The organism is Duganella sp. Dugasp78 (assembly GCF_059491455.1).
This window is the reverse complement of the sequence record NZ_CP168506.1, coordinates 2,665,328-2,689,648: the sequence shown is the minus strand read 5'-3', so window position 1 is coordinate 2,689,648 and position 24,321 is coordinate 2,665,328. Positions and strand designations below refer to the sequence as shown.

The 24,321-nt window shown below is 64.1% G+C and carries 22 protein-coding genes; 1 reads left to right on the top strand and 21 read right to left on the bottom strand.

The window, feature by feature from the left end:
• The 12 genes from ACEN9O_RS11890 to ACEN9O_RS11835 form a co-directional block, all read right to left on the bottom strand.
• A complete protein-coding gene (locus ACEN9O_RS11890) occupies positions 1–753 on the bottom strand; it encodes a gamma-glutamyl-gamma-aminobutyrate hydrolase family protein (protein ID WP_495617743.1) in 753 nt (250 codons plus the stop codon).
• A 159-nt stretch (positions 754–912) separates the two neighbouring features.
• Positions 913–1,758 carry an ABC transporter permease gene (locus ACEN9O_RS11885; RefSeq protein ID WP_495617742.1) on the bottom strand — a complete coding sequence of 282 codons (846 nt, stop codon included), beginning with the start codon at positions 1,756–1,758 and terminating at the stop codon, positions 913–915.
• Positions 1,755–2,666: an ABC transporter permease subunit gene (locus ACEN9O_RS11880; protein ID WP_495617741.1), complete on the bottom strand. Its 912-nt coding sequence runs from the start codon at positions 2,664–2,666 to the stop codon at positions 1,755–1,757. Before ACEN9O_RS11880 ends, ACEN9O_RS11885 begins: the two co-directional genes overlap by 4 nt.
• A gap of 12 nt (positions 2,667–2,678) precedes the next feature.
• On the bottom strand, positions 2,679–3,800 hold the full coding sequence (locus tag ACEN9O_RS11875; RefSeq protein ID WP_495617740.1) for an ABC transporter ATP-binding protein: 1,122 nt from the start codon (positions 3,798–3,800) through the stop codon (positions 2,679–2,681).
• A gap of 105 nt (positions 3,801–3,905) precedes the next feature.
• On the bottom strand, positions 3,906–5,276 hold the full coding sequence (locus tag ACEN9O_RS11870; protein ID WP_495617739.1) for a glutamine synthetase family protein: 1,371 nt from the start codon (positions 5,274–5,276) through the stop codon (positions 3,906–3,908).
• 51 nt (positions 5,277–5,327) lie between these two features.
• Positions 5,328–8,051 (bottom strand): molybdopterin-dependent oxidoreductase, encoded by a 2,724-nt coding sequence (locus ACEN9O_RS11865; RefSeq protein WP_495617738.1) that lies wholly within the window; start codon positions 8,049–8,051, stop codon positions 5,328–5,330.
• A 17-nt stretch (positions 8,052–8,068) separates the two neighbouring features.
• Positions 8,069–9,283: an NAD(P)/FAD-dependent oxidoreductase gene (locus ACEN9O_RS11860; RefSeq protein ID WP_495617737.1), complete on the bottom strand. Its 1,215-nt coding sequence runs from the start codon at positions 9,281–9,283 to the stop codon at positions 8,069–8,071.
• 106 nt (positions 9,284–9,389) lie between these two features.
• Positions 9,390–9,737: a nitrite reductase small subunit NirD gene (gene nirD / locus ACEN9O_RS11855; protein WP_495617736.1), complete on the bottom strand. Its 348-nt coding sequence runs from the start codon at positions 9,735–9,737 to the stop codon at positions 9,390–9,392.
• 10 nt (positions 9,738–9,747) lie between these two features.
• Positions 9,748–12,279, bottom strand: coding sequence for a nitrite reductase large subunit NirB (gene nirB / locus ACEN9O_RS11850; protein WP_495617735.1), 2,532 nt, complete (start codon positions 12,277–12,279; stop codon positions 9,748–9,750).
• 9 nt (positions 12,280–12,288) lie between these two features.
• On the bottom strand, positions 12,289–13,593 hold the full coding sequence (locus ACEN9O_RS11845; RefSeq protein WP_495617734.1) for an MFS transporter: 1,305 nt from the start codon (positions 13,591–13,593) through the stop codon (positions 12,289–12,291).
• A gap of 289 nt (positions 13,594–13,882) precedes the next feature.
• A complete protein-coding gene (locus ACEN9O_RS11840) occupies positions 13,883–14,635 on the bottom strand; it encodes a LytR/AlgR family response regulator transcription factor (RefSeq protein WP_495617733.1) in 753 nt (250 codons plus the stop codon).
• Positions 14,636–15,727, bottom strand: a complete 1,092-nt coding sequence (locus ACEN9O_RS11835; RefSeq protein ID WP_495617732.1) for a sensor histidine kinase — start codon at positions 15,725–15,727, stop codon at positions 14,636–14,638.
• 145 nt (positions 15,728–15,872) lie between these two features.
• Between ACEN9O_RS11835 and ACEN9O_RS11830 the strand changes: the two genes are divergently transcribed.
• A complete protein-coding gene (locus tag ACEN9O_RS11830; protein ID WP_495617731.1) occupies positions 15,873–16,562 on the top strand; it encodes a transglycosylase domain-containing protein in 690 nt (229 codons plus the stop codon).
• Here the strand turns inward: ACEN9O_RS11830 and cobA are convergent.
• The 9 genes from cobA to dnaJ all read right to left on the bottom strand — a co-directional run bounded on the left by cobA (position 16,552) and on the right by dnaJ (position 24,196).
• Positions 16,552–17,307: a uroporphyrinogen-III C-methyltransferase gene (gene cobA / locus ACEN9O_RS11825; protein WP_495618461.1), complete on the bottom strand. Its 756-nt coding sequence runs from the start codon at positions 17,305–17,307 to the stop codon at positions 16,552–16,554. The two genes, ACEN9O_RS11830 and cobA, sit on opposite strands and share 11 nt — an antisense overlap.
• 10 nt (positions 17,308–17,317) lie before the next feature.
• Complete coding sequence (locus ACEN9O_RS11820; protein ID WP_495617730.1) at positions 17,318–17,989, bottom strand: methyl-accepting chemotaxis protein; 672 nt, start codon at positions 17,987–17,989, stop codon at positions 17,318–17,320.
• Complete coding sequence (locus ACEN9O_RS11815) at positions 17,989–18,795, bottom strand: ABC transporter ATP-binding protein (protein ID WP_495617729.1); 807 nt, start codon at positions 18,793–18,795, stop codon at positions 17,989–17,991. The genes ACEN9O_RS11820 and ACEN9O_RS11815 overlap by 1 nt, the downstream gene beginning before the upstream one ends.
• A 12-nt stretch (positions 18,796–18,807) precedes the next feature.
• Positions 18,808–19,716, bottom strand: a complete 909-nt coding sequence (ntrB, locus tag ACEN9O_RS11810) for a nitrate ABC transporter permease (protein WP_495617728.1) — start codon at positions 19,714–19,716, stop codon at positions 18,808–18,810.
• Positions 19,717–19,728: 12 nt separating this feature from the next.
• Positions 19,729–20,901 (bottom strand): CmpA/NrtA family ABC transporter substrate-binding protein, encoded by a 1,173-nt coding sequence (locus ACEN9O_RS11805; protein WP_495617727.1) that lies wholly within the window; start codon positions 20,899–20,901, stop codon positions 19,729–19,731.
• 395 nt (positions 20,902–21,296) lie between these two features.
• Positions 21,297–21,920 (bottom strand): ANTAR domain-containing response regulator, encoded by a 624-nt coding sequence (locus ACEN9O_RS11800; protein ID WP_495617726.1) that lies wholly within the window; start codon positions 21,918–21,920, stop codon positions 21,297–21,299.
• Positions 21,921–22,077: 157 nt separating this feature from the next.
• Entirely contained in the window at positions 22,078–22,251 is a 174-nt protein-coding gene (locus tag ACEN9O_RS11795; protein ID WP_495617725.1) for a hypothetical protein, read from the bottom strand.
• A gap of 36 nt (positions 22,252–22,287) precedes the next feature.
• Entirely contained in the window at positions 22,288–22,965 is a 678-nt protein-coding gene (gene can, locus ACEN9O_RS11790; protein ID WP_495617724.1) for a carbonate dehydratase, read from the bottom strand.
• Between the two features lie 103 nt (positions 22,966–23,068).
• The gene (dnaJ, locus tag ACEN9O_RS11785; RefSeq protein WP_117014047.1) at positions 23,069–24,196 is read right to left on the bottom strand and encodes a molecular chaperone DnaJ; all 1,128 of its coding nucleotides are present in this window, start codon (positions 24,194–24,196) and stop codon (positions 23,069–23,071) included.
• Between the last annotated feature and the right edge of the window lie 125 nt (positions 24,197–24,321).

Sequence of the window (24,321 nt, the reverse complement as noted above, 5' to 3'; positions counted from 1 at the left end):
TTAGCGTTGGTTTTTATATGTGCGACAGGCCTCGCCGAAGGCCTTGAACAATCTGACGGAGTCTGGATTCTCCGCCAGGCGCCACTCTGGATGCCACTGTACCGCGAGGGCGAAACTACGGGCGTCTGCCACGCGGTAGGCTTCCACCAGGCCATCGTCGGCGCGTGCTTCCGCGACCAGCGATGGCGCCAGTTGGGCGATGCCCTGGCCGTGCAGCGAATTGACCATGATTTCGGCAGCGCCGCCCAATATGCGCGCCAGTTGCCCCCCAGGCTCCAATCGCAGGCGATGCACGGCGGCGTACTGCTGATCCAGCGGCTGGTCCTTGCGCTCGCGGTGGTCGGCCATGCCGGCCACGTTGTGCACCGCCTGGTGCAGCGTGCCGCCCAGCGCCACGTTCACCTCCTGGAAACCGCGACAGATCGCCAGCAGCGGTATGCCGCGCTTGAGCGCCGCGCGGATGAAGGGCAGCGTGGTGGCGTCGCGCGCCGCGTCCTGCGGCAGCGAGGGGTCCTGCACTTCCTGCCCATACAGGCTGGCGTGCACGTTCGATAGTGAGCCGGTCAGCATGACGCCGTCGGCCAGCGCCAGCAGCGTTTCAAAATCGGTGGACGCGCCCAGGGCCGGCATGATGAGCGGAGTACAACCCGCTCCATCGGCCACTGCGGCGACATATTTGAACTGGGCTGTGTGGTTGGCGTGGGCGCCGATCTGGTTCACACAGGCGGGAATGATGACAATTGGGCTATTCATGGCTTCATCATATGCCCATTTTGGTATCATTGTGAGTTCCACTTGTTTAAATTTGATGGAACCACTTTGAACCGCATGCCGCCTCCGCCGACCTGATCGCAGCGGAAGTGCAAGCATGAAGCACATGCCCTGGCGAGAGCACGAGCAGGGCTACGTCGACTAGCCTTTGGCTGCGGCGGCGACCTGTTTCTGGCGCAGGCGCTCGCCGCGCGCCATGTAGAGGCTCGATCCGATCACGCCGATCGACACCACAAGAATGGTCAGCGCCGCCACCGCGTTCACCCGCGGGTCCAGGCCCAGACGGGCACGCGAGAAGATCACGATGGGCATCGTCGATGAGCCGGGGCCGGACAGGAAGGCCGACAGCACCACGTCATCCAGCGACAGCGTGAACGTCAGCAGCCACGCGGAACCCAGCGCCTGCGTGATGTTCGGCAGCGTCACCAGGAAGAACACCTGGAACGGACGGCAGCCGAGATCCATCGCCGCTTCCTCCAGCGACTTGTTCATCTCCTGAAGGCGCGACTGCACCACCACCGCCGCATAGGCCATGCCCAGCAGGGTGTGGCCCAGCCAGATCGTCACCAGGCCGCGCTCCGGGAAGCCGAACGCCTTCTGCACCGACACCAGCATCAGCAGCAGCGACAGGCCGATGATCACCTCCGGCATCACCAGCGGCGCGCTGACCATGCCCGAAAACAGCGTGCGGCCGGCGAAGCGTTGGTAGCGGTTCAGCACAAACGCCGCAAAGGTCCCCAACACCACCGAGCTGCAAGCCGTCAGCAGCGCGATGCGCAGCGACAGGCCGAAGCCGCCGATGATCTCCGTGTCCTCCATCAGCGCCGCGTACCACTGTGTCGAGAAGCCGCTCCACACCATGTCCTGGCGCGAGCTGTTAAACGAGAACACCACCAGTACCACGATGGGCAGGTAGAGGAACAGATAGCCCAGCGAAAGCCAGCCGCGCCCGAACCAGCGCTGCACGAAATTGGAATGTCCCTTCATGGGCGGGCCTCCTGCTCTGCCTTGTATTTATTGAAGATCGCCATCGGCACCAGGATCAGCAGGATCACCACCACCGTCACCGCCGACGCCAGCGGCCAGTCGTTATTGGTGAAGAACTCGTCCCACAGCTGGCGGCCGATCATCAGCGTTTCCGGGCCGCCCAGCAGCTCAGGGATCACGTACTCGCCCACCGCCGGGATAAACACCAGCATGGTGCCGGCGATGATGCCGGACTTCGACAGCGGCACCGTGATGCGCCAGAACGCCTGCATCGGCGTCGCTCCCAGGTCGGCCGCAGCCTCGAGGAAGCGCAGGTCCATCTTCACCAGATTGGCGTACAGCGGCAGGATCATGAACGGCAAATACGCGTAGACCATGCCGATGATGAGCGAGAACTGGGTGTTCATCAGGTGCAGCGGCTCGGTGATGAAGCCCATGCTGATCAGGAAGTGGTTCAGGATGCCGTTGTTGGCCAGGATGCCCTTCCATGCGTAGATGCGCAGCAGGAAGGAGGTCCAGAACGGCATCATCACCAGCATCAGCAGCACCGGGCGCACCGTCGGCTTGGCGCGCGCCATGAAGTAGGCGAACGGATAACCGATGATGAGGCACAGCGAGGCCGTGATAGCGGCGAACTTGATGGAGTTCAGGTAGGTGATCGCATACAGGTCGTCCTGCGCGATGAACAGGTAGTTGGAGATCTTGACCTTGAGCGTGATGACGCCGTCGGCCAGCGTCATCAAGGTGCCGAAGGGATTGCCGCCGGTGTCCGCCTCGGTGAAGCTGATGCGCATCACGATCAGGAACGGCACCAGGAAGGCGACCGTCAGCCACAGGAATGGCACGGCGATCACCACGTTGCGGCCGGTGATCCAGCGCCCGGTCAGCAGGTTCTTGAGAAAGTTCATGGCCGCTCCGCCTTAGCTGGTCAGCACGACGACGTCGGCACCGTCCCACCAGGCGTAGACGCGCTGGTCGCGCTTGAGCGCCGAGTCGTCATGGCGGGCGGCGTTGGTGCGCGAGACCTTCAGCACCATGCCGCTGTCGAGGCGCAGGTGGTACAGCGTCTCGTTGCCGAAATAGGCCATCGCCGTGATCACGCCCTGCACGCAGTTGTAGCCGTCCTCGCTGGCGTTGGCGCGCTGCGCCGCGGTCGGCGCCCCGGCCTGCACGGCGATTTTTTCGGGCCGCACCGCGACCGACACCGGCATGCCCACCGTGCCCGTGATGCCGTGGGTGACGTAGTGGCGGCCTTCCGTCGTTTCGACGATGACGTGGTCCGGCTCATCGACCGTCACGCTGCCGTTGAACATGTTCACGCTGCCGATAAAGTCCGCGACGAAGCGGCAGTTCGGCGTTTCGTAGATTTCGCCCGGCGCGCCCACCTGCAGGATGCGGCCTTCGCTCATCACGGCGATGCGGGTCGCCATGCTCATGGCCTCGTCCTGGTCGTGGGTCACCATCACGCAGGTCACGCCCACTTCCTCGATGATGCCGACCAGTTCCATCTGCGTGCGTTCGCGCAGCTTCTTGTCCAGGGCGCCCAGCGGCTCGTCCAGCAGCAGCAACTGCGGACGCTTGGCCAGGCTGCGCGCCAGCGCCACGCGCTGCTGCTGTCCACCGGAGAGCTGGTGCGGCTTGCGCTTGCCGTAGGCGCCCAGCTGCACCAGCGCCAGCATCTGCTCCACGCGCGCGGCGATTTCGTCCTTCGGAAGGCCGTCGCGGCGCAGGCCGAAGGCGATGTTGTCCCATACCGTCAGGTGCGGGAACAGCGCGTACGACTGGAACATCATGTTGATCGGGCGCTCGTATGGCGGCACGCCGACGATGTCCTTGCCGCCCAGCGTGATCTGGCCCTGGGTCGGCGTTTCGAACCCGGCCAGCATGCGCAGCAGCGTGGACTTGCCGCAACCGGAACTCCCCAGCAGCGCAAAGATCTCGCCCTTGTTGATCGCCACCGACACATCGTTGACGGCGCGGACGCCATCGAATTCCTTAACCAGGTTGCGGATCAGCAGGAAGGGTTCTCGCTCTTGGGTCATGTTATTAAAATATAAATGATATTAACGATATTATCGGAAAACCGTGGGGAACGGGCCGACCGCAGGCCGCGCGCTTGGTCGAACCCGTGATTATAAATGACGAAATCACACATGCAACAGCAGGTGTTCCCGCTCCCACGGGCTGATGACGGTCATGAATTCCTGGTGCTCCAGTTCCTTGATCGCTGTGTAGACGTCGATGAAGCGTTCGCCCAGCACATCGCGCAACCGGTCCTCGCGTCGCAGCAGCTCCAGCGCCTGCGGCAGCCCTTGCGGCAGCTCGAACAGATGGTCGTAGGCGCTGGCGGTAGTCATCGGGGTCGGCTCCAGCTGGTCCACCAGTCCTAGGTAGCCGCAGGCCAGCGTGACCGCCATCGCCAGGTAGGGATTGGCGTCCGCGCCGATAATGCGGTTCTCCACCCGCCGCTGTTCGACGCCGGAGATGGGAATGCGGAAGCCCACAGTGCGGTTGTCGATGCCCCACTGGATATTGATCGGCGCCGCCGTGTGGCGCACGATGCGGCGATAGGAGTTCACATACGGCGCCATGATCGCCATCACCGACGGCGTGTAGCGCTGCAGGCCGCCGATGTAGTGGCGGAAGTGGGCCGACGGCGATCCGTCCGCCGCGCTGAAGATGTTGCGGCCGGTGGCGGCGTCGCTCACGCTCTGGTGCACGTGCATCGCCGATCCGGGCTCGCCCGCCATCGGCTTGGCCATGAAGGTGGCGTACATGTCGTGCTTGAGCGCCGCCTCGCGCAAGGTGCGCTTGAAGTAGAAGACGTTGTCGGCCAAGGCCAGCGCATCGCCGTGCTGGAAGTTCAGGCCCATCTGGCCGGCGCCGGTTTCGTGGATCAGCGTGTCGACGTCGAGGTTCATCAGCGCGCAGTAGTCGTAGATGTCCTCGAACAGCGGATCGAATTCGTTGACGGCGTCGATGCTATAGACCTGGCGGCTGGTTTCGGCGCGGCCGCTGCGGCCCACCGGTGCCTTCAGCGGCAGGTCGGGATCGATGTTCTTTTCGGTCAGGTAGAACTCCAGCTCCGGGCCCACCACCGGCTTCCAGCCGCGGTCCGCATACAGCTTGAGTACACGGCGCAGCACCGAGCGCGGGGCGAAATCGACCAGCGTGCCGTCGGCGAAGTAGCAGTCGTGGATCACCTGCGCGGTCGGGTCGATGGCCCAGGGGACTTTGGTGATGCTGCCGGGGTCCGCGCGCAGGATCATGTCGCGGTCGGTGGAGGAGATGGCGCGGTCGTAGGCCGCGTTCTCGGTCGGGTAGTTGCCGGTGACGGTCATGCCCAGCACCGCCTCGGGAATGCGCATGCCGCACTCCTGGGTGAATTTGGCGCGCGGCAGGATCTTCCCGCGCGCCACGCCCGTCAAATCGGGCACCAGGCATTCGATTTCAGTGACTCGGTTCTCGTTGAGCCACTGGTCCATATCGGCATCGGAGAAGTTTTCACGGATAGACATGTTCGCTCTCTGTAGTCATGATCAAGCGATCGATAGTCTAATTTACCATGTTTACAACCTTTCTTCCTCCGCCTCCACGCGCGTCTGCACAAGTATCTTTTTAATCTCCGGCACGCAGGAGCCGCAATTGCCGCCGGCTTTCAGGCATGCCGTCACCTCCGGCACCGTTTTCAGGTCCTTTTCGATGATGGCGTTGCAGATCGTGTTGCGGCCCACGCCAAAGCAGGAGCACACGGTAGGACCGGTATCGGCGCCCTTCTCGACCGGCATGCCAACCAGCAGGCCGACGCGGTCGATCTCGCTGAGCTCCAGCTTGACGAACAGGCTGGCCAGCCAGGCGCGCGACGGCATGTCCTGGCGCGGCGACAGGAAAATGCATTGTTCGATGCGGTCGTTCACCACGTGCACGGCGCGGTAAACGCCGGCGGTGCGGTCTTCGTATTCGAGCCAGTCGGCGTCCAGGTCCGCGACGCCCAGCAGCTCGCGCGCCCAGCCGCCGAAGTCCTTGATGGTGTTACGTCCGGCCAGTTCGTAGCGGGCGAATTCGCGGCCCTGGATGCGCGTCCAATGGGCCACGCTGTCGAGATTCATCGCGGTCCGGCTCAGGATGAAGCCATGCCAGTTCACGCGGAACTGCTCGATGCGCACCGGCGTGTGCTTGAATTCCGGCTCGCCGGAAACCGGGTCGACCACCGGGTTGACCAGGGCGCCAACGCGCGCATCGGACGAGGTCTGACCCGACCAGTGGATCGGAATGAACACGCTGCCGCGCGGGATGCCGCCGCCGTGCTGCACGCGCGCCACCATCGCGCCCCATGCGGAGCTGACGCGCGCCAGTTCGCCCTCGCGCACGCCGTGCAGCAGCGCGTCCTGCGGGTGGATGTCGACGAAGGATTCGGCGATGTGATCGGCCAGCGTGGCGGATTTTCCGGTGCGCGTCATGGTGTGCCACTGGTCGCGCACGCGGCCGGTGTTGAGCGTCAGCGGGAAATCCTCGCAAATGGTGTTGGCCGGCGCGCGCGTGGCCGTGGCGATGAAGCGCGCCTTGCCGTCGGCATGGGCGAAGACGTTGTCCTTGAACAGGCGCGCCTCAACCTGCAGCTCGCCCGACGCGGTGCGGCGCACCGGCCACTGGGTCGGTTCCAGCTCGTCGTAGCCGCGTTGATTGAGACCGGCCAAGCCCGACATGTCGAAGGCGCGCGGCACGTCGCCGACGGCGTTGCGGAAGCCGCTCAGGCGCGCATGCTCGTCGAACACGCCCTCTGCGCCTTGGAAGTCGAAGCCGCTAAAGCCCATGCGCTGCGCGAACAGCGACAGGATCTTCCAGTCCGGCAGCGCCTCGCCCGGCGCCGGCAGGAAGGCGCGCTGGCGCGAGATGCGGCGCTCGGAATTGGTGACCGTGCCGTCCTTCTCGCCCCAGCCCAGCGCTGGCAGCAGCACGTCGGCATAGGCGTTGGTGTCGGTGTTCTGCATGATGTCGGTAGCGACCACCAGTTCGCACTTCTCCAGCGCGCGCCGCACCTGGTCCGCGTCCGGCATGCTGACCAGCGGATTGGTGGCGATCACCCACACCGCCTTGACCTTGCCCGCTTCAATCGCCTGGAACAGGTCGACCGCTTTCAGGCCGGGCTTGGCGGCGATGGCCGGCGAGTCCCAGAAGGTCTGCACCACTTCACGGTGGTCGGCGCGGTCCAGGTCCATGTGCGCGGCCAGCATGTTGGCCAGGCCGCCCACTTCGCGTCCGCCCATCGCATTGGGCTGGCCGGTGATCGAGAACGGGCCCATGCCCGGCTTGCCGATACGGCCGCCGATCAGGTGGCAGTTGACGATGGCGTTGACCTTGTCGGTGCCGGCCGAGGATTGATTGACGCCCATCGAGAACGCGGTAATGGTCTTGCGCGTGGAGGCGAACGATTCGTAGAACTCCATCAGCGCCGGCAGTTCGATACGGCAGATTTTCGCCACGGCGGCAGGATCGCGGCAATCGATGTTGGCCGTGTCCAGCGCCGCATCCAGGCCGTTGGTGTGATGGCCTACAAACGCCGGATCAACCGCGCCGATGCGCGCCAGGTAGCTCAGCAGGCCGTTGAACAGCCACACGTCCGTGCCCGCCTTGACCGGCAGGTGCAGGTCGGCCAGTTCGCAGGTCGCGGTGCGGCGCGGATCGATGACGACGATCTTCATCTCCGGCCGGCTTTCCTTGGCCTTGAGGATGCGCTGGAACAGGATGGGATGGCACCACGCGGTGTTGGAGCCGACCAGCACCACCATGTCGGCCAGTTCCAGGTCGTCGTAGCAGAGCGGCACCAGGTCTTCGCCGAAGGCGCGCTTGTAGCCGGCCACCGCCGACGACATGCACAGCCGCGAGTTGGTGTCGATGTTGGCGCTGCCGATGTAGCCCTTCATCAGCTTATTGGCGACGTAGTAGTCCTCGGTCAGCAGCTGGCCGGAGACGTACAGCGCCACCGCGTCCGGGCCATGCTCGGCGATGATGGCGCGCCAGCCGTCGGCCACCTTGTCCAGCGCGGCGTCCCACGATACGCGGCGCAGGCCGTCCGCATCGCGCACCTGCGGATACAGCAGGCGGCCTTCCAGCCCGATCGTCTCGCCCAATGCCGAGCCTTTGACGCACAGGCGGCCCTTGTTTGCAGGATGCAGCTTGTCGCCGGCGATGGCGAACGTGCCGTCGGCCATGGGCGTGGCCTGCACGCCGCAACCGACGCCGCAATAGGCGCAGGTGGTGCGTACTGCAAGATGGTCAGTGGACAGGTTCAAGATGCTTCTCGCTCAAATCATGCGGCGCGCGCGGACAGCGCTTCGCCAAACAACAGGTTTTGCCGGATCGGCGTAATGTCGGTGCGGTTTTGAATCAGGTTAAAGTACCACGGACCGTCCTTGACGTCGCCATACAGTACGGCGCCGGTGACGCGGCCATCCTTCAGTACCAGCCGCTTGTAGACGCCGCGCCGCGCGTCGCGCAGCACCAGGTCCTCGCTGCCTTCGCCACCGATGAAATCGCCGACCGAGTACAGGTCCACGCCGGTCACTTTCAAACGGGTCGGAGAGGTCTGCTGCACGTAGCGGCGCACGCCGGCGCCGGCCAGGTGGGCGCCGCAGACGCGCGCCTGGTCCCAGATCGGCGCCACCAGGCCGAAGGTCGCGCTGCGGTGCTGCACGCATTCGCCCACGGCGTACACGCGCGGATCGTAGGTTTGCAGCGTGTCGTCGACCACGATGGCGCGTTCGCAATGCAGGCCGGCGGATTTGGCCAGGTCGATGTTGGGGCGAACGCCGGCGGTCATCACCACCAGGTCGGCCGGGATCTCGCTGCCGTCCTTGAAGCGCACCGCGCGCACGCGGTCCGGACCGACGATTTCCGCGGTCTGTGCGCTCATCATGAACTTCAGGCCCTTGGCTTCCAGCGCCTTTTGCAGCAGCAGCGCGGCAGGCTTGTCGAGCTGCTGGTTCATCAGCGCGTCGGTCACGTGGATCACGGTGACGGACATGCCTTGGCGTTGCAGGCCGTTGGCCGCCTCAAGACCCAGCAGGCCGCCGCCGATCACCACCGCGTGGCGGTGATTGCGCGCCATGGCCAGCATGCTCTCCACGTCCTGGATGTCGCGGAAGGCCAGCACGCCTGGCAGCTCGTGGCCCGGCACGGGAATGATGAAGGGCTTGGAGCCGGTGGCGATCAGCAGGCGGTCGTAGCGCACTTCCAGCCCGGAGCGCGCGCGCACGATGCGCTTGCGGCGGTCGATGTGCTCGACCGGATCGCCGGCGTGCAGCGTGATGCCGTGCTGGACGTACCATTCGCGCGTGTTGAGCATGATGTCTTCCATGCTCTTTTCGCCCGCCAGTACAGGCGACAGCAGGATGCGGTTGTAGTTACCGTGCGGCTCGGCGCCGAACACGGTGATGTCGTACATGCTGGGCGCCAGTTTGTACAGCTCCTCCACCGTGCGCATGCCGGCCATGCCGTTGCCGATGACTACCAGAGATGGCTTCATTCAGTTACCCCTTCCACTGTCATTCCCGCGCAGGCGGGAATCCATACTTCGCATGCAGGCAAGCGTTCCATGGATTCCCGCGTACGCGGGAATGACGGAGTTGCGTTCACAGGCCGACCCAGACTTTGCCGCCGTCGATGCGGGCGGGATAAATGCCGACCGAATGCTCAGGCGCCTCCAGGCACTCGCCCGTTTGCAGGTCGAAGTGCTGTTTGTAGATCGGCGAGGCGACCACGATGCGTTCGCCCAGGTTGCCCACCAGGCCGCGCGACAGCACGGAAGCCTCGGAATTCGGATCGTAGTTATCGATGGCGAACACGCGCGCGCTGCCGTCGTCCACATGGAACACGGCGACCTGCTGCTTGTTCAACAGGGCGCATACGCCGGTGTTGGGCACGATCTCGTCCAGGTTGCAGACGGCGATCCAGTTATCGGTTTGAATATCGCGATGCATAAAGTTCTCCTCAAGCTGCCTTGACTGCGATCGGAATCACGCGCTTGCGCTCTTCCACGGTGGCCGGACGAATCTGGCCGCGTTCTTCCATGAACAACACGTTCTCGTCGCCCTTCTCGCTGTTGACGAAGTGACGGAAGCGCTTGCGGGTTTCAGGATTCTCGACGGCTTCCTTCCACTCGCATGCATAGGTGTCGACCACGTGCTGCATATCGGCTTCCAGTTCGGCGCCGATGCCCAGCTTGTCGTTGACGACGACCTGCTTCAGGTAATCCAGGCCGCCTTCCAGGTTCTCGCGCCACACGCTGGTGCGCTGCAGGCGGTCGCCGGTGCGGGTGTAGAACATCAGGAAGCGGTCGATGTACTTGACCAGCGTGGCCTTGTCCAGGTCCGTCGCCAGCAACTCGGCGTGGCGCGGCTTCATGCCGCCGTTGCCGCACACGTACAGGTTCCAGCCCTTTTCGGTGGCGATCACGCCGACGTCCTTGCCCTGCGCTTCGGCGCACTCGCGGGTGCAGCCCGATACGCCGAACTTGATCTTGTGCGGCGTGCGCAAGCCCTTGTAGCGGTTTTCCAGCTCGATCGCCAGGCCGATGGAATCATCGACACCGTAACGGCACCAGGTCGAGCCGACGCAGGATTTCACCGTGCGCAGCGACTTGCCGTAGGCATGGCCGGATTCGAAGCCGGCGGCGATCAGCTCTTCCCAGATCAGCGGCAGCTGCTCAACGCGGGCGCCGAACAAATCGACCCGGGCGCCGCCGGTGATCTTGGTGTACAGCTGGTACTTCTTGGCCACCATGCCGACCGCGATCAGGCCGTCGGCGGTGACTTCGCCGCCCGGCATGCGCGGCACCACCGAGTAGGTGCCGTCCTTCTGGATATTGCCGAGGAAGTAGTCGTTGGTGTCCTGCAGGCTGGCGTGCTCCTTCTTCAACACGAAGTCGTTCCACACCGACGCCAGGATGCTGGCGGCCAGCGGTTTGCAGACGTCGCAGCCAAGGCCCTTGCCATGCTTGGCCAGCAGGTCGCCGAAGCTCTTGATCTGGCCGACTTTGATCAGGTGGAACAGCTCCTGGCGCGAATAAGCGAAGTGCTCGCAGACGTGGTTGTTGACGGCCATGCCGAGCTTCTTCATCTCGGCCTTCATCACCTGCGTCACCAGCGGCACGCAGCCGCCGCAGGAGGTGCCGGCGTTGGTGCAGCTCTTCAATTCGCCGATGGTGGTGGCGCCGCCCGCCACCGCCGCGCACAGCGCGCCTTTCGACACGTCGTTGCAGGAGCAGATCTGCGCGCCTTCCGGCAGCGCGTCCACGCCCAGGCCTGGCTTGGCCGCGCCATCCGACTGCGGCAGGATCAGGAACTCCGGCGATTCCGGCAGCTCGATTTTGTTCAGCATCATCTGCAGCAGCGTGCCGTATTCGCTGGCGTCGCCCACCATCACGCCGCCCAGCAGGTACTTGCCGCAGTCGGAGACCACGATCTTCTTGTAGATCTGTTTGCGCTCGTCGGTGAACTGGTAGGAGCGGCTGCCTTCGACCTTGCCATGCGGGTCGCCGATGCTGGCCACGTCCACGCCCATCAGTTTCAGCTTGGTGCTCATGTCGGCGCCGGCGAATTCCGCCGCTTCGCCCAGCATGTGCTTGGCCGCCACGCGCGCCATCTCGTAGCCCGGCGCCACCAGGCCGAAGATCAAGCCGCCCCACAGCGCGCATTCGCCGATGGCGTAGACGTCCGGGTTGGAGGTGACGCAGTTGTTGTTGATCTCGATGCCGCCGCGTGGGCCGATGGTCAGGCCGCTCTCGCGCGCCAGCATGTCGCGCGGACGGATACCGGCCGAGAACACGATCATGTCCGCGTCCAGGTGGCCGCCGTCGGCGAACTCCATGCGGTGGGTGCCATCGACGCCGTCGACGATGGCGGTGGTGTTTTTACCCGTGTGGACGGTCACGCCCAGGTCTTCGATTTTCCGGCGCAGCACGCGCGCGCCGCCGTCGTCCACCTGCACCGCCATCAGGCGCGGCGAGAATTCGACCACGTGGGTTTCCAGTTTCATGTCGCGCAGAGCCTTCGCGCACTCGAGGCCCAGCAGGCCGCCGCCGATCACGACGCCGGTCTTGGAGCGATTGCCGCATTCGAGCATCGCTTCCAGGTCTTCGATGGTGCGGTAGACGAAGCAGTCCTTACGCTCCTTGCCCGGCAGCGGCGGCACGAAGGGGAAGGAGCCGGTGGCGATCACCAGCTTGTCGTAGTCCAGCACATTGCCGTCGGCGGTGGTGACGGTCTTGGCCTTGGTGTCGATGGCGGTGGCGCGGGTGTTCAGGCGCAGCACCATGTCGTCACGCTCGAAGAAGCCCGGCTTCACCAGCGAGAGGTCTTCCGCCGATTTACCGGAGAAGAACTCGGACAGGTGCACGCGGTCGTAGGCGGGGCGCGGTTCTTCGCACAGCACCGTCACCTGCAGATTGGGGGTGCCGCTGTTGGCCAGACATTCCAGGAATTTGTGGCCAACCATGCCGTGGCCGATAACGATAATCTTCATAATGTCCTCTTAGGCTGCCAGCTTGGCGGCGGTTTCGGTTTCTTCGACGGCGCTGCTGCTGAAGCGGGCGGCCAGCGCGCACAACGCGGATGCGGCGACGACGACGCCGAGGATGCTCAAGGTTTGCTGCACATTGCCCAGGCCTTTCATCAGGAAGCCCGCGGCCACGGCGCCGACGTTGCCGCCCGCGCCGATGATGCCGGCCACGCCGCCCAGGGCGCGCTTGTCGACGAAAGGCACGATGGCGTAGGTCGCGCCGCAGGCCATGTGGGTGAACAGGCCGAAGACCAGCATGGCGCCGATTGCCAGCGCGGCGCTGCCGGCGTTGGCGAACATCAGCAGGCCGACGCCTTCGCCCAGCATCAGCACGAACAGCAGCGTGACGCGGTTATTCAGATTGCCGGCGGCGGCGAATTTGTCCGACACCCAGCCGCCCAGCGCACGGGCGAACAATGCCAGCAGGCCGAAGCTGCCCGCCGCCATGCCGGCTTGGGCCAGCGTCAGTTTGAAGTGGTCGACGTAGTAGATCGCGGCGATGTTGTGGATGAAGATCTCGATGCCGAAGCAGGCACCGTAGGTGATGAACAGCATCCAGACGCGATAGTTGGCGGAAGCCAGCTTGAAACTATCCCAGCCACCTTTCTTGCCGCCTTCGATGGCGACACCGGCCGCACGCAGCTCGCTGAAGTTCCCTTGTGGGCAGTCCTGCGTAAAGCGGTAGTACACGCCCGCCATGACGATCATCAGCACACCCGGCACGAGCAGCGCGGCGCGCCAGCCCAGGGTTTCGCTCACGCCCAGCATGACCATGGCGGTCATCAGCAGCGGCATCACGGCTTGCGCCACACCGCCGCCTGCATTGCCCCAACCTGCGGCAGCGGCGTTGGCGGTGCCCACCACCTTAGGTCCGAACATTACCGAGGTATGGTACTGCGTAATGACGAAGCTGGCGCCGGCCGCGCCGATACCGAGGCGGAACAGCAAGAAGCTCTCATAGCTCTGCGCGAAGGCCACGCCGATCACAGGGATGGAACCCAGCAGCAGCAAGCCCGTATAGGTTTTGCGCGGGCCGAAATGGTCGCACAGCGGGCCGACCACCAGCCGAACGAGGATGGTAATGGCCACGGCTGCGATATTAATATTAGCGATCTGCGCGACGCTCAGGCCGAATTCACCTTTAATCACCGGCATCAGCGGCGCGCAGGCGAACCAGGCGAAGAAGCAGACGAAGAACGCCATCCAGGTCAGGTGGAACGCCCGCATCTGCGGCGTTGAGATCGAAAAGAGCTTGATGCTGGTAGCTTTGGTGGCCATTTTTTTATCCCGTTCAGAAAACAAAAAGGCGCCCGCACAACCAAGGTCACCTAAGACCGGGTTGGGCGGACGCCGTTGTCCTGCCAACCCGTCATTGGGTCAGCTGATGTATTCGGGGGGATCGCCGTTGATCCCTTAGCCTCTGTATTGCAAGAGCTGTGCCAGCCCGCAAACCGGCCTGCCACAGAGGGAGAAGCCCGCAGCGCGCCTGGATCGCACTGGGGCAGTGCTATGTTGCGGTGCACGATTGCACGCTATCGGTGCGCACCGGCGGTGCACCCGCAGTGCATTACATGCAAGCTTTCAAAGCGTTGAGATAGCGTTCGCTCACCGGAACCTGCGCCTCGCAGCGCAATGTAAGCAGGTAGCGGCCGTCACCGACTATCGATAAGCGCTTGATCTGGTCGCGGCGGACGATCGCCGCGCGGTGGACGCGCAGGAAGTCGTCGGGCTTCAGCAGCGGCTCCAGACGGCTGAGCGGTATGCGGTGCAGCACCTTGCGGGACGCCAGGTGCAGCTCGACGTAATTGCCGGCCGATTGGAGCCACAGCACCTCGGCCACCCGGATTTGCTCGATGTAGCCGATCGAGCGCACGCTGATCGCGTCGAGATAGCGGTCCGGCGCGAAGTCGACGTAGCCGCGCAAGGCGCTGCCATAGCCCTCGGACTGGCGGTAGCGCAGCATGTGGGTAGCCCATTCGACGGTTTGCGCCAGCCGCCTGTCGTCGATCGGCTTAAGCAGGTAGTCGAGCGCGTGGACTTCGAACGCGTCCACCGCATAGGCGTTAAAGGCCGTGACGAAGATGATCAGCGGCGGCGCGGGTAAGCGGCTCAACTCGCGCGCCAGCGCCAGGCCGGTTTCGCGTGGCATTTGAATATCCAGGAATATCGCGTCGACGCTGGCTGTCGCCAGCACGTTGCGGGCGGCGGCCGCGCTGTCGCATTCGGCCAGCAGTTGCCAGTCCGGATAGGATTCCATTGCCAACCGTAGATTCACGCGTCCTGGCGGTTCGTCGTCGACGATGATGTATGTGACTGGCATTTAATCCTGCACCGCGAGCGGCAAGCGGATCTCCGCAAAGAACCGGTCGCCGCGCCGCTCGGCGTGCAGCGAGGCGAGCGGATTGGACATCACAAGCCGCGCCCGCGTGTTTGCCAGTCCCAGTCCGGTGCCGGGATTGGGCGGCGCGTGGAGATTGACCGGATTCGAGACCGTAATCAGCAAATCCTCCGCTTGCCGCTCGAAGCGGACGCGGATATCGCTGTCGCCCGCGTGGCAATCCAGATCGTGGCGCAGCGCGTTTTCGATCAGGGGCTGCAGCAACAGCGGCGGGCATTGGGCTGCGTGCAGCAGCTCATCGTCGCAATCGATGCTGATATGCAGACGGTCGCCGTAGCGCAGCCGCTGCAAGTCCGTGTAGTCCTGGACGAATTGTAGTTCCTCGCCCAGGCTGACATGGTCGCGCAGGCTGGCCGACAAGGCATAGCGCAGCAGGTCGCTGAGGCGGTTGATACCGTTCAGCGACACCGCCTTGTCGCCGCCGCGGACCAAGGCGCTGATGGCGTTGAGCGCGTTAAAAATAAAATGCGGCTCAAGCTGCGCGCGCAGGGCCAGCATGCGCTGCTGCTCCAACGCCAGGGATAACTGCAGGTTCTCGGTGTGTGCCTGCTGCCAGGCGCGCTCGCGTGCCTTGGCCAGGCGCCAGTTGCCGATGGCGACGATGATGGCGAAGGTCGCGCTGCTCATGAACCAGCCGTAACGGCGCATCTTCACCAGCACCTGGCGCGCGTCCTCCAGGCTGCCGCCACGCACCCAGTCGATGTAAAACCACTGGAGCGGCTGGAACACCAGCACCATGGCGATGAACAATCCCACCACGTTTCGGCGCCGCTCGAACAATGCGGGCCATCGCTCCAGCGCCAGGCACAGGCCGGAGCTCAGCACCGCCATCGGCGCATACTCGGCGCACCATTTCAACCAGAGGTTCAGGAAGCCTTGTTCTGCATGGTCGTTGTGGTTCCCGAACGCGCCGACGCCGCTGATCGCCACCCACACCAGAACATTGAGAAGGATGGTTTTCGCCGCCGCCGGCCAAGGCGCACGCGGAATGACTAGGGAGGGTGCGGTATTCATCGGCAGCGAGTATAGCAGGCGGATATACGGCCAACAGCGGCAGCGGCGGAAGCTGTCACGCCGTGCCGGGATTTCGTCACATCGACGCCTGGCTGCCGGTCAGGCGGGTCCAGAATCGGCATCTCAACACAGGAAAAGGAAAGCCATGCCACTCAAGATGATCGCCAGGCGGATGCTCGCGCTCCTCGCTTGTCTACTTGCGTATCTCATCGTCGCCGCCGGTTGGGCGGCGGTGTCGCTCAGTGACCTTATGCCGGACATGCCGGCTACCCCAATCAGCTTGTCCCAGCGGCAGATAGAGATACTGCTCAAGGTTGAAGACCCGACGTTCTACCAGCACCCCGGCCTGAGCATCGCCGACGGCCAGGGCGTCGCCACGATTTCCTCCGCGGTGGCGAGCCAGGTATTCCTGTCGGGACGCAGGCTTGGCGGCGTTGAAGGCGCATTTCAAACACTTTACCGTGGCGTATTCGATTGCTGCAAACACGTGGACCTCGGGCGCGATGTCATGGCGCTGGTGTTGAACGCCAAACTGTCCAAGGATAAGCAACTGGCCCTGTACCTATCGGAGGTCTATATGGGAACCAATCACGGGGGACAAGTGAAAGGACTGGCGTCGGCAGCGCAGAGCTATCTAGGCAGGCCGCTGGAGCAGGTAACGGAGCTGGAGTTCATCGGTTTGGTGGCGATGATCAAGGCGCCGAATCAGTTTCACCCCATCCGCAACCCGGCCGCACACGCGCTGCGGACGGCACGCATACAGGCGCTGGTGGACGGCAAGTGCACGCCTGCCGGCTGGTTCGACACCTCGTACACGCAGTGCGTCAAGCACTAGCCCGAACCGGCTCGGCAAGCGACTGCCAGTCATCCGCGCAGCGCACCACGTCGCCGACGACGATGATGCTTGGGCTGCCAAGGCCACTGTCGCGCAGTGCCTGCGGCAGCTGGCCCAGGGTGGTCAGCAACTGGCGCTGGTTGTCGCGCGTGGCCGACTGCACCACCGCCACCGGCGTATCGGCCGCCGCGCCGCCCGCCAGCAGGCCGGCCTGGATCGCGTCCACGCGGGCCACGCCCATGTAGATCACCAGCGTCAGGCCGCTCTGCGCCAGCGCCTTCCATTCGGGCTCCGACTCGGCATCCTTGCCATGACCGGTGACGAAGGTCACGCCCTGGCTCCACGAACGATGCGTCACCGGTATGCCGATGCTGGTCGGCGCGGCCAGGCCGCTGCTGATGCCCGGCACCACATCCACCTCGATGCCGTGCGCGCGCAGCGATGCCCGCTCCTCGCCGCCCCGGCCGAACATATACGGATCGCCGCCCTTGAGCCGCACCACGCGATGCCCCGCGCGCGCTTCGGCAATCATCAGCCGTTCGATGAATTCCTGCGGCGTGGAGGCGCAGCCGCCACGCTTGCCGACCTGGATCACCCGCGCGGTCGACGGCGCAAAGTTGAGTATCTCCGGGTTGACCAGATCGTCGATCAGCACCACGTCGGCGCGCTCGATGGCGCGGACGGCCTTTAATGTCAACAGTTCCGGGTCGCCAGGGCCGGCGCCTACCAGGGTCACGCTACTCATCATGTTCTCCTTAACCTGCGGCGGCCAGCGCTGCGCTGATCATTTCGTCAATCTCGCCGCTGATGCTGGACAGTACGCCCGCCACCACCGAGAATTCCTTGCCCGCGTGCCCCGCCCGCGCCGCGACGATGCGCGCGTTGAAGGCCACCATGCGCGCCTGGCGGTTGATCGTTTCAATATCGGTGATCACGCCGCGCAGCTGCTTGCGCACCAGGCGCGCATTCAGCTTGGCCTGCTCTTCGTAGATGCCGGTGATCGTGTTGAGGATCGCCAGCGTCGGCGTGGTGATGCGCACCAGCTCCGCCAGCAGCTCCGCACTGCGCGACGATCCCTGCTCGATCGCGTTCAAGGTGCGCTCGCCCAGATCGGCGAAGGCAGTCAGCTGCCGGTCGCCGTCCGCCTTGCCGAAGTAGGCCTCGCGCAGCTCCGAACAGAACACGCCCGGCAAGCCATCCTTCTCGGCCAGCAGGGACTTGTTAGCGTTACGGAATACCGCCAGCGCCTCCCGTGCGATGGCCACACCCTCCGTCTGCCCCTGCGACGCCAGCAGCGCATACAGCACGATGCGCTGCGAGAGGAAGCGGCGGCGCCCCGACAGATTGATCATCGCGCCGAACATTTCGCCGGTCAGCGTTTTTTTGGCGGCGCCTTCCGGCGCCATGGGAGGGGTGGTCATGTCCATCAGGCGGCTTCCTTCGCGGGGTGGGCTTGTTTGCGGTACAAGAATTCCAGCACCGCCGTGCGGTACTCGCTGTAGCGCGCATCCTGCGCCAGCGCCACGCGGTCGCGCGGACGGTCCAGCTGCACGTCGACGATCTCGCCGATGGTGGCGGCCGGGCCGTTGGTCATCATCACAATGCGGTCCGACAGCAGCACCGCCTCGTCCACATCGTGCGTGACCATCACCACCGTCGACTTGGTGGCGGCGACGATCTTCAGCAGCTCGTCCTGAAGATGCGCGCGGGTCAGCGCATCGAGCGCGCCGAAGGGCTCGTCCATCAGCAGCACCTTCGGCTCCATCGCCAGCGCGCGGGCAATGCCGACGCGCTGCTTCATGCCGCCCGAGATTTCATGCGGACGCTTGGACTCGGCCGCCGTCAGGCCGACCAGCGCCAGCGCCTGCAAGGTGCGCTCGCGCAGCCGGCTGCGCGATTCGGTCTTGCCGAACACCCGCTCCACGCCAAGGTAGATGTTTTCGTAGCAGGTCAACCAGGGCAGCAGCGAATGGTTCTGGAACACCACCGAGCGCTCGGGCGACGGCCCGGCGATCTCGCGGTTGGCGCACAACAGCACGCCGTCCGTGGGTTTCAGCAGGCCGGCGATCAGGTTCAGCAAGGTCGATTTGCCGCAGCCCGAATGGCCGATCAGCGTGATGAACTCTCCCTTGCGCACCGTCAGGTCGATCTCGCGCAGCGCGTGGAACACGCCCTTCCGGGTGTGGAACACCATCTCCACGCCTTCGATGTCGATGAATTTTGGCTCGTCCATGATGGTGGTCCTTTAGTTGGATACTTGTTCGTAGGTGAAGGCGCGGGCCAGCGCCATCAGCGCCTGTTCCAGCATCAGCCCGACCACGCCGATGGCGACGATGGCGACGATGATGTGCGGGACATTGAGGTTGTTCCACTCGTCCCACACCCAGAAGCCGATGCCCACGCCGCCGGTCAGCATCTCGGCCGCGACGATCACCAGCCACGCGGTGCCGATCGACAGCCGCACGCCGGTCAGGATGTAGGGCAGCGCGGACGGCAGCAGGATCTTGGTCAGCACTTTCCACTCAGTCAGGTTGAGCACCCGCGCCACGTTCATGTAATCCTGCGGCACGCGCTGCACGCCGACGGCGGTGTTGATGATCATCGGCCAGATCGAGCAGATGAAGATCGACCAGATGGCGGCGGGGTTGGCGGACTTGAACACCAGCAGCCCGATAGGCAGCCAGGCCAGCGGCGACACCGGCTTGAGCAGGCTGATGATCGGCCCGAACATGCTGCCGATGAACTGCACGCGGCCGATCAGGAAGCCCAGCGGAATCCCCACCAGCGCGGCCAGGCCGAAGCCCACCGCCACCCGCTGCAGGGACGCCAGGATATTCCAGCCTATGCCCTGGTCGTTCGGGCTTTTGCTGTAGAACGGATCGGAGAACAGCTTGACCGCTTCCTGCAGGGTCGTCATCGGCGTCGGGAAGCTGGCGTTGTTGATGGTGATGATCTGCCAGACCAGCACCAGCAGCGCGGCGCCCAGCAATGGCGCGACGATCTTCATCACACCGGCCGATACCTGCTGCCGCGTGCGCGCCGACGCATTGGCGGCCAGCGGACGACGCGGACGGCGCACAGGCGCCGGCGCCGCGTCAACTTCTACAATCGCCGGCACGGGCGCGGCGCTTTCGGGTTGGAGCATGGCGTTCATCACATTCCCCTATCAGGCTTTGATCTTGAACGAGGCGGCGAACGCTTTCGGGTTCTTGCCGTCCCACACGGAACCATCCATCAGCTTCGAGGTGCGCAGCGGGCTTTTCGGCACCGGCGTCTTGGTCATCGCCGCGGCATCCTTGTACAAATCGATCTGGTTGACCGAGGTGGCCACGGCCAGGTAGTCCGGATCGTCCTTCAGCAGGCCCCAGCGGCGGTGCTGCGTCATGAACCACATGCCGTCCGACAGGTAGGGGAAGTTGACCGCGCCGTCGTTGTAGAACTTCATGTAGTTCTGGTCGTCCCAGGTCTTGCCCAGGCCATTCTGGTAGCGGCCCATGATGCGCTGGTCGATCGCGTCCTTGCTGGTGTTGACGTAGGATTTGTCGGCGATGACCTCGGCCATCTTGTTCTTGTTGGCCAGCGAGGCGTCGATCCATTTGCCGGCGTCGAGGATGGCAGCCATCATGGCGCGGCAGGTGTTCGGATACTTCTTGGCGAATTCCAGCGTCGAGCCGAGCACCTTCTCCGGGTGGTCCTTCCAGATGTCCTGGGTGGTGGTGGCGGTGATGCCGACGCCGTCCACGATGGCGCGGTGGCCCCACGGTTCGCCCACACAGAAGCCGTCCATGTTCCCGACCCGCATATTGGCCACCATCTGCGGCGGCGGCACGGTGATGACCTTGGCGTCCTTCATCGGGTTGATGCCGTTGGCGGCCAGCCAGTAGTAGAGCCACATCGCGTGGGTGCCGGTCGGGAAGGTCTGGGCGAAGGTGTATTCGCGCTTGTCGGTCTGCATCAGCTTGGCCAGCGACGCGCCGTCGACGGCGCCCTTGTCGGCCAGCTTCTTCGACAGCGTGATGGCCTGGCCGTTATTGTTGAGGCCCATGAGCACCGCCATGTCCTTCTTCTGGCCGCCTATGCCCATCTGTACGCCGTAAAGCAGGCCATACAGCACATGGGCCGCGTCGAGATCGCCGTTGGCCAGCTTGTCGCGCACGCCGGCCCAGGAAGCCTCTTTGCTCAGCACGAATTTGACGCCGTACTTCTTATCGAAGCCCAGCACCGAGGCCATCACCACCGACGCGCAGTCGGTCAGCGGAATGAAGCCGATCTTGATTTCTTCCTTCTCCGGCTTGTCCGAACCCGCCGCCCACACCCCACCCGTTGCCAATCCCAACATGCTTCCCCCCACTACCAGGCCTGCGCCATGAATGATTTGCCGACGCTTGGTGTTCACAGTGTGCGCATCGGATGGCAGGTCTTCCCCTGCTCGTGGCTTTTCATATTCCATCGCAAATCCCTCATGTAGTCAGCAGAACAAAACGGCAAAAAAAAAGTCTACCCAGCATGAACGGATTCATGAGTGTAGACGTCGTTGTCTGGTGGACCTCACCGCCGTTGGCGAGGTACATCAAGCGCACCGTTGCGCTTGCCTACAGGCTATGCAATGTCCATGCCAGCAAGTTTGCAGGGGAAACAAAGGGGGATGGGGCCGATGGCGGCGCCGCGTGGTGGCGCAGAAAACGCACCGCGATTGCGCGGTGCATCATTTTGGACCGGATTTGAAACGCCTGCTCAGCCCAATAGATCTTCGACGTCGATGATGCGCTGGGCCACCTCGGACAGCTTGAGGTTTTTGCTCATCGCCATGCTGCGCAGCTTTTGATAGGCCTGCTCTTCGCTGAAACGTTGGCGTTCCATCAACAGGCCCTTGGCGCGCTCGATGATCTTGCGTTCGGCCAGCTTGCTCTTGGTGTCGGACAGTTCGTCCAGCAGCTTCTGCTCGCGCTTGAAGCGCGCCAGCGCCACCTGCAGCACCGGCTTGATGCGGTCGCTCTGCAGGCCGGCCACGATGTAGGCCGACACGCCGGCCGCCATGGCGGCCTCCATGCTCTCGGTGTCGTCGCTCTCGGTGAACATGACGATGGGACGCCGCTCGTCGCGGGTGGCGATGACGATGTGCTCCAGCACGTCGCGCGCGTCGGACTCGGCGTCGACGATGATCATGTCAGGCTGCAGCTGGGCGATGCGCTCGGGCAGGTACATGTCCGGCGGCAGCGAGGCGATGATGTCGTAGCCCGCTTCGAGCAGGCCGATGCGCAGCGCGCGGGCCCGCTCGGCCTGCGCGCGCAGCGATTCGTCGTCCTCGTCGCCGGCGTGGATGATGGTGTTGACGACCACAATGCGTAAATGTTTCATGGTCATGGGGAGTATGGGGACTGGTTCACGACTCTTTTACAAGCAAGAATCAATCCAGTAAAAATCATGTACATGCACAGATTCTACGGCACAATGATCTCATCCTGCCAGTATCCCCGTCGCCGCGACGCCAAATGCGCGTCGCGGCGGCCGCTGCTCACTCGCCCGCGCGGACCCGCATCGCCTGCCCGGTGTACACCACCACGCGGTCCGGCTGCGCGGTTTCGGCGGCACCGGCGCCGTGCGCCTCGCCCAAGAACACCAGCTTGAACGTGCGCGATGCCGGCATGCGCGGCATGCGCGGCCACCAGCAACAAGGAATCTGGCGCACGCGATATTGGTTTCGATATCGCGCGCGTCCGCCGGCTTAGCCGATCTCGGCCTCGTACACGCCCAGGCGCTTGGCCACGCGCGGCGCCAGCTCGTGGGCGGCGGTGACGGTCATCCCCAGGTCGTGCAGCTTGCCGTCCTTCAGGCCATAGACCCAGCCGTGCACCGTGACGTCCTGGCCGCGGTCCCAGGCGTCCTGCACGATGGTGGTCTGGCAGACGTTGGACACCTGCTCCACCACGTTGAGCTCGCACATGCGTTCCGCGCGCAGCTTGCTGGTCAGGACATCGCCCAGGTAGCGCTCATGCTTCTGGTGCACGTCCTGCACGTGGCGCAGCCAGTTGTCGGCCAGGCCGACGCGGGTGCCGGTCATCGCCGCGTGCACGCCCTTGCAGCCGTAGTGGCCGACGATGATCACATGCTTGACCTTCAGCACGTCGATCGCGAACTGCAGCACCGACAGCGCGTTCAGGTCCGAGTGCACCACCACGTTGGCGATGTTGCGATGGACGAAAACGTCGCCCGGCGCCAGGCCCAGCAGCTCATTCGCCGGCACCCGGCTGTCCGAGCAGCCTATCCACAGGTATTCCGGCGAGGCTTGCTGCGCCAGGCGGTTGAAGAAGTCGGGATCGCGCTCGACTTCGGATTCGGCCCAGCGGCGGTTGTTGTCCAGCAGGTCGCGCAACGGGGAATTGCTGTTGTCCAGATCACTCATGATGCTCCTCTCGTACATAAGAAGACCGCCGGTCCACCCGGAAAGGGTGGCGCGGCGGTCCGATATTACCAAGACTGCGTGACGTCGCAGTTACTCAAAACCGTTACTCAAAAAAATCCTTCACCTTGTCGCGCCAGGTTTTGCTTTGCGGGCTGTGCTTGGCGCCGCCTTCGGTGGTCAGCTTTTCGAAATCGCGCAGCATGTCCTTCTGCTTCTCGGTCAGCTTGACCGGGGTCTCGACCGCCACGTGGCAGAACAAGTCGCCCGCGAAGCCGGAACGCACGCCCTTGATGCCCTTGCCCTTGAGGCGGAAGGTCTTGCCCGACTGGGTGCCTTCGGGGATCGTGAACGATACTTTACCAGACAATGTCGGTACCTCGATGTCGCCACCCAGGGCCGCCTTGGCGAACGAGATCGGCATTTCGCAATGCAGGTCGTCGCCCTCGCGCTGGAACACGCTGTGCGGCTTGATGTGGATCTCCACATACAGGTCGCCCGACGGTCCGCCGTTGGTGCCCGGTTCGCCGTTGCCGGACGAGCGGATACGCATGCCGTTGTCAATGCCGACCGGGATCTTCACTTCCAGCGTCTTGTTGCGCTTGATGCGGCCCTGGCCCGAGCACGCAGCGCACGGCTCGGGGATGATCTTGCCGGTGCCATGGCATTTCGGGCAGGTCTGCTGGATGCTGAAGAAGCCCTGCTGCATGCGCACCTGGCCGTGGCCGGCGCAGGTGGAGCACGTGACCGGCGAGGTGCCGGGCTTGGCGCCGGTACCGTGGCAGGTGTCGCACTTGTCCCACGACGGCACGCGGATGGTGGTGTCGAAGCCGTGCGCGGCCTGCTCCAGCGTGATCTCGAGGTTATAGCGCAAATCGGCGCCGCGATAGACCTGCGGGCCCTGGCTGCGGCCGCGGCCGCCGCCGAAGATGTCGCCGAAGATGTCGCCGAAGGCGTCGCCGAAGCCGCCGGCGCCGCCGCCGAAGCCGCCACCGCCGCCCATGTTCGGATCGACGCCGGCGTGACCGTAACGGTCATACGCCTCGCGCTTCTCCGGATTGGTCAGCATCTCGTAGGCTTCTTTGACTTCCTTGAATTTTTCTTCCGACTCTTTGCTATCCGGATTGCGGTCCGGATGGTATTTCATCGCCAGTTTGCGATACGACTTCTTGATCTCGTCTTCCGACGCGTTTTTGGCGACACCAAGTGTCTCGTAGAAATCTCGCTTTGCCATATTGTCGGCACCTTGCTGTATTTATACTGATGTACTGATTATGCGAAAAAGCCGAGCCGGTGCCGCATGGGCGACGACTCGGCTCGGCTTGTCGTTCCCGCGCAAGCGGGAACCCATGCTGACTG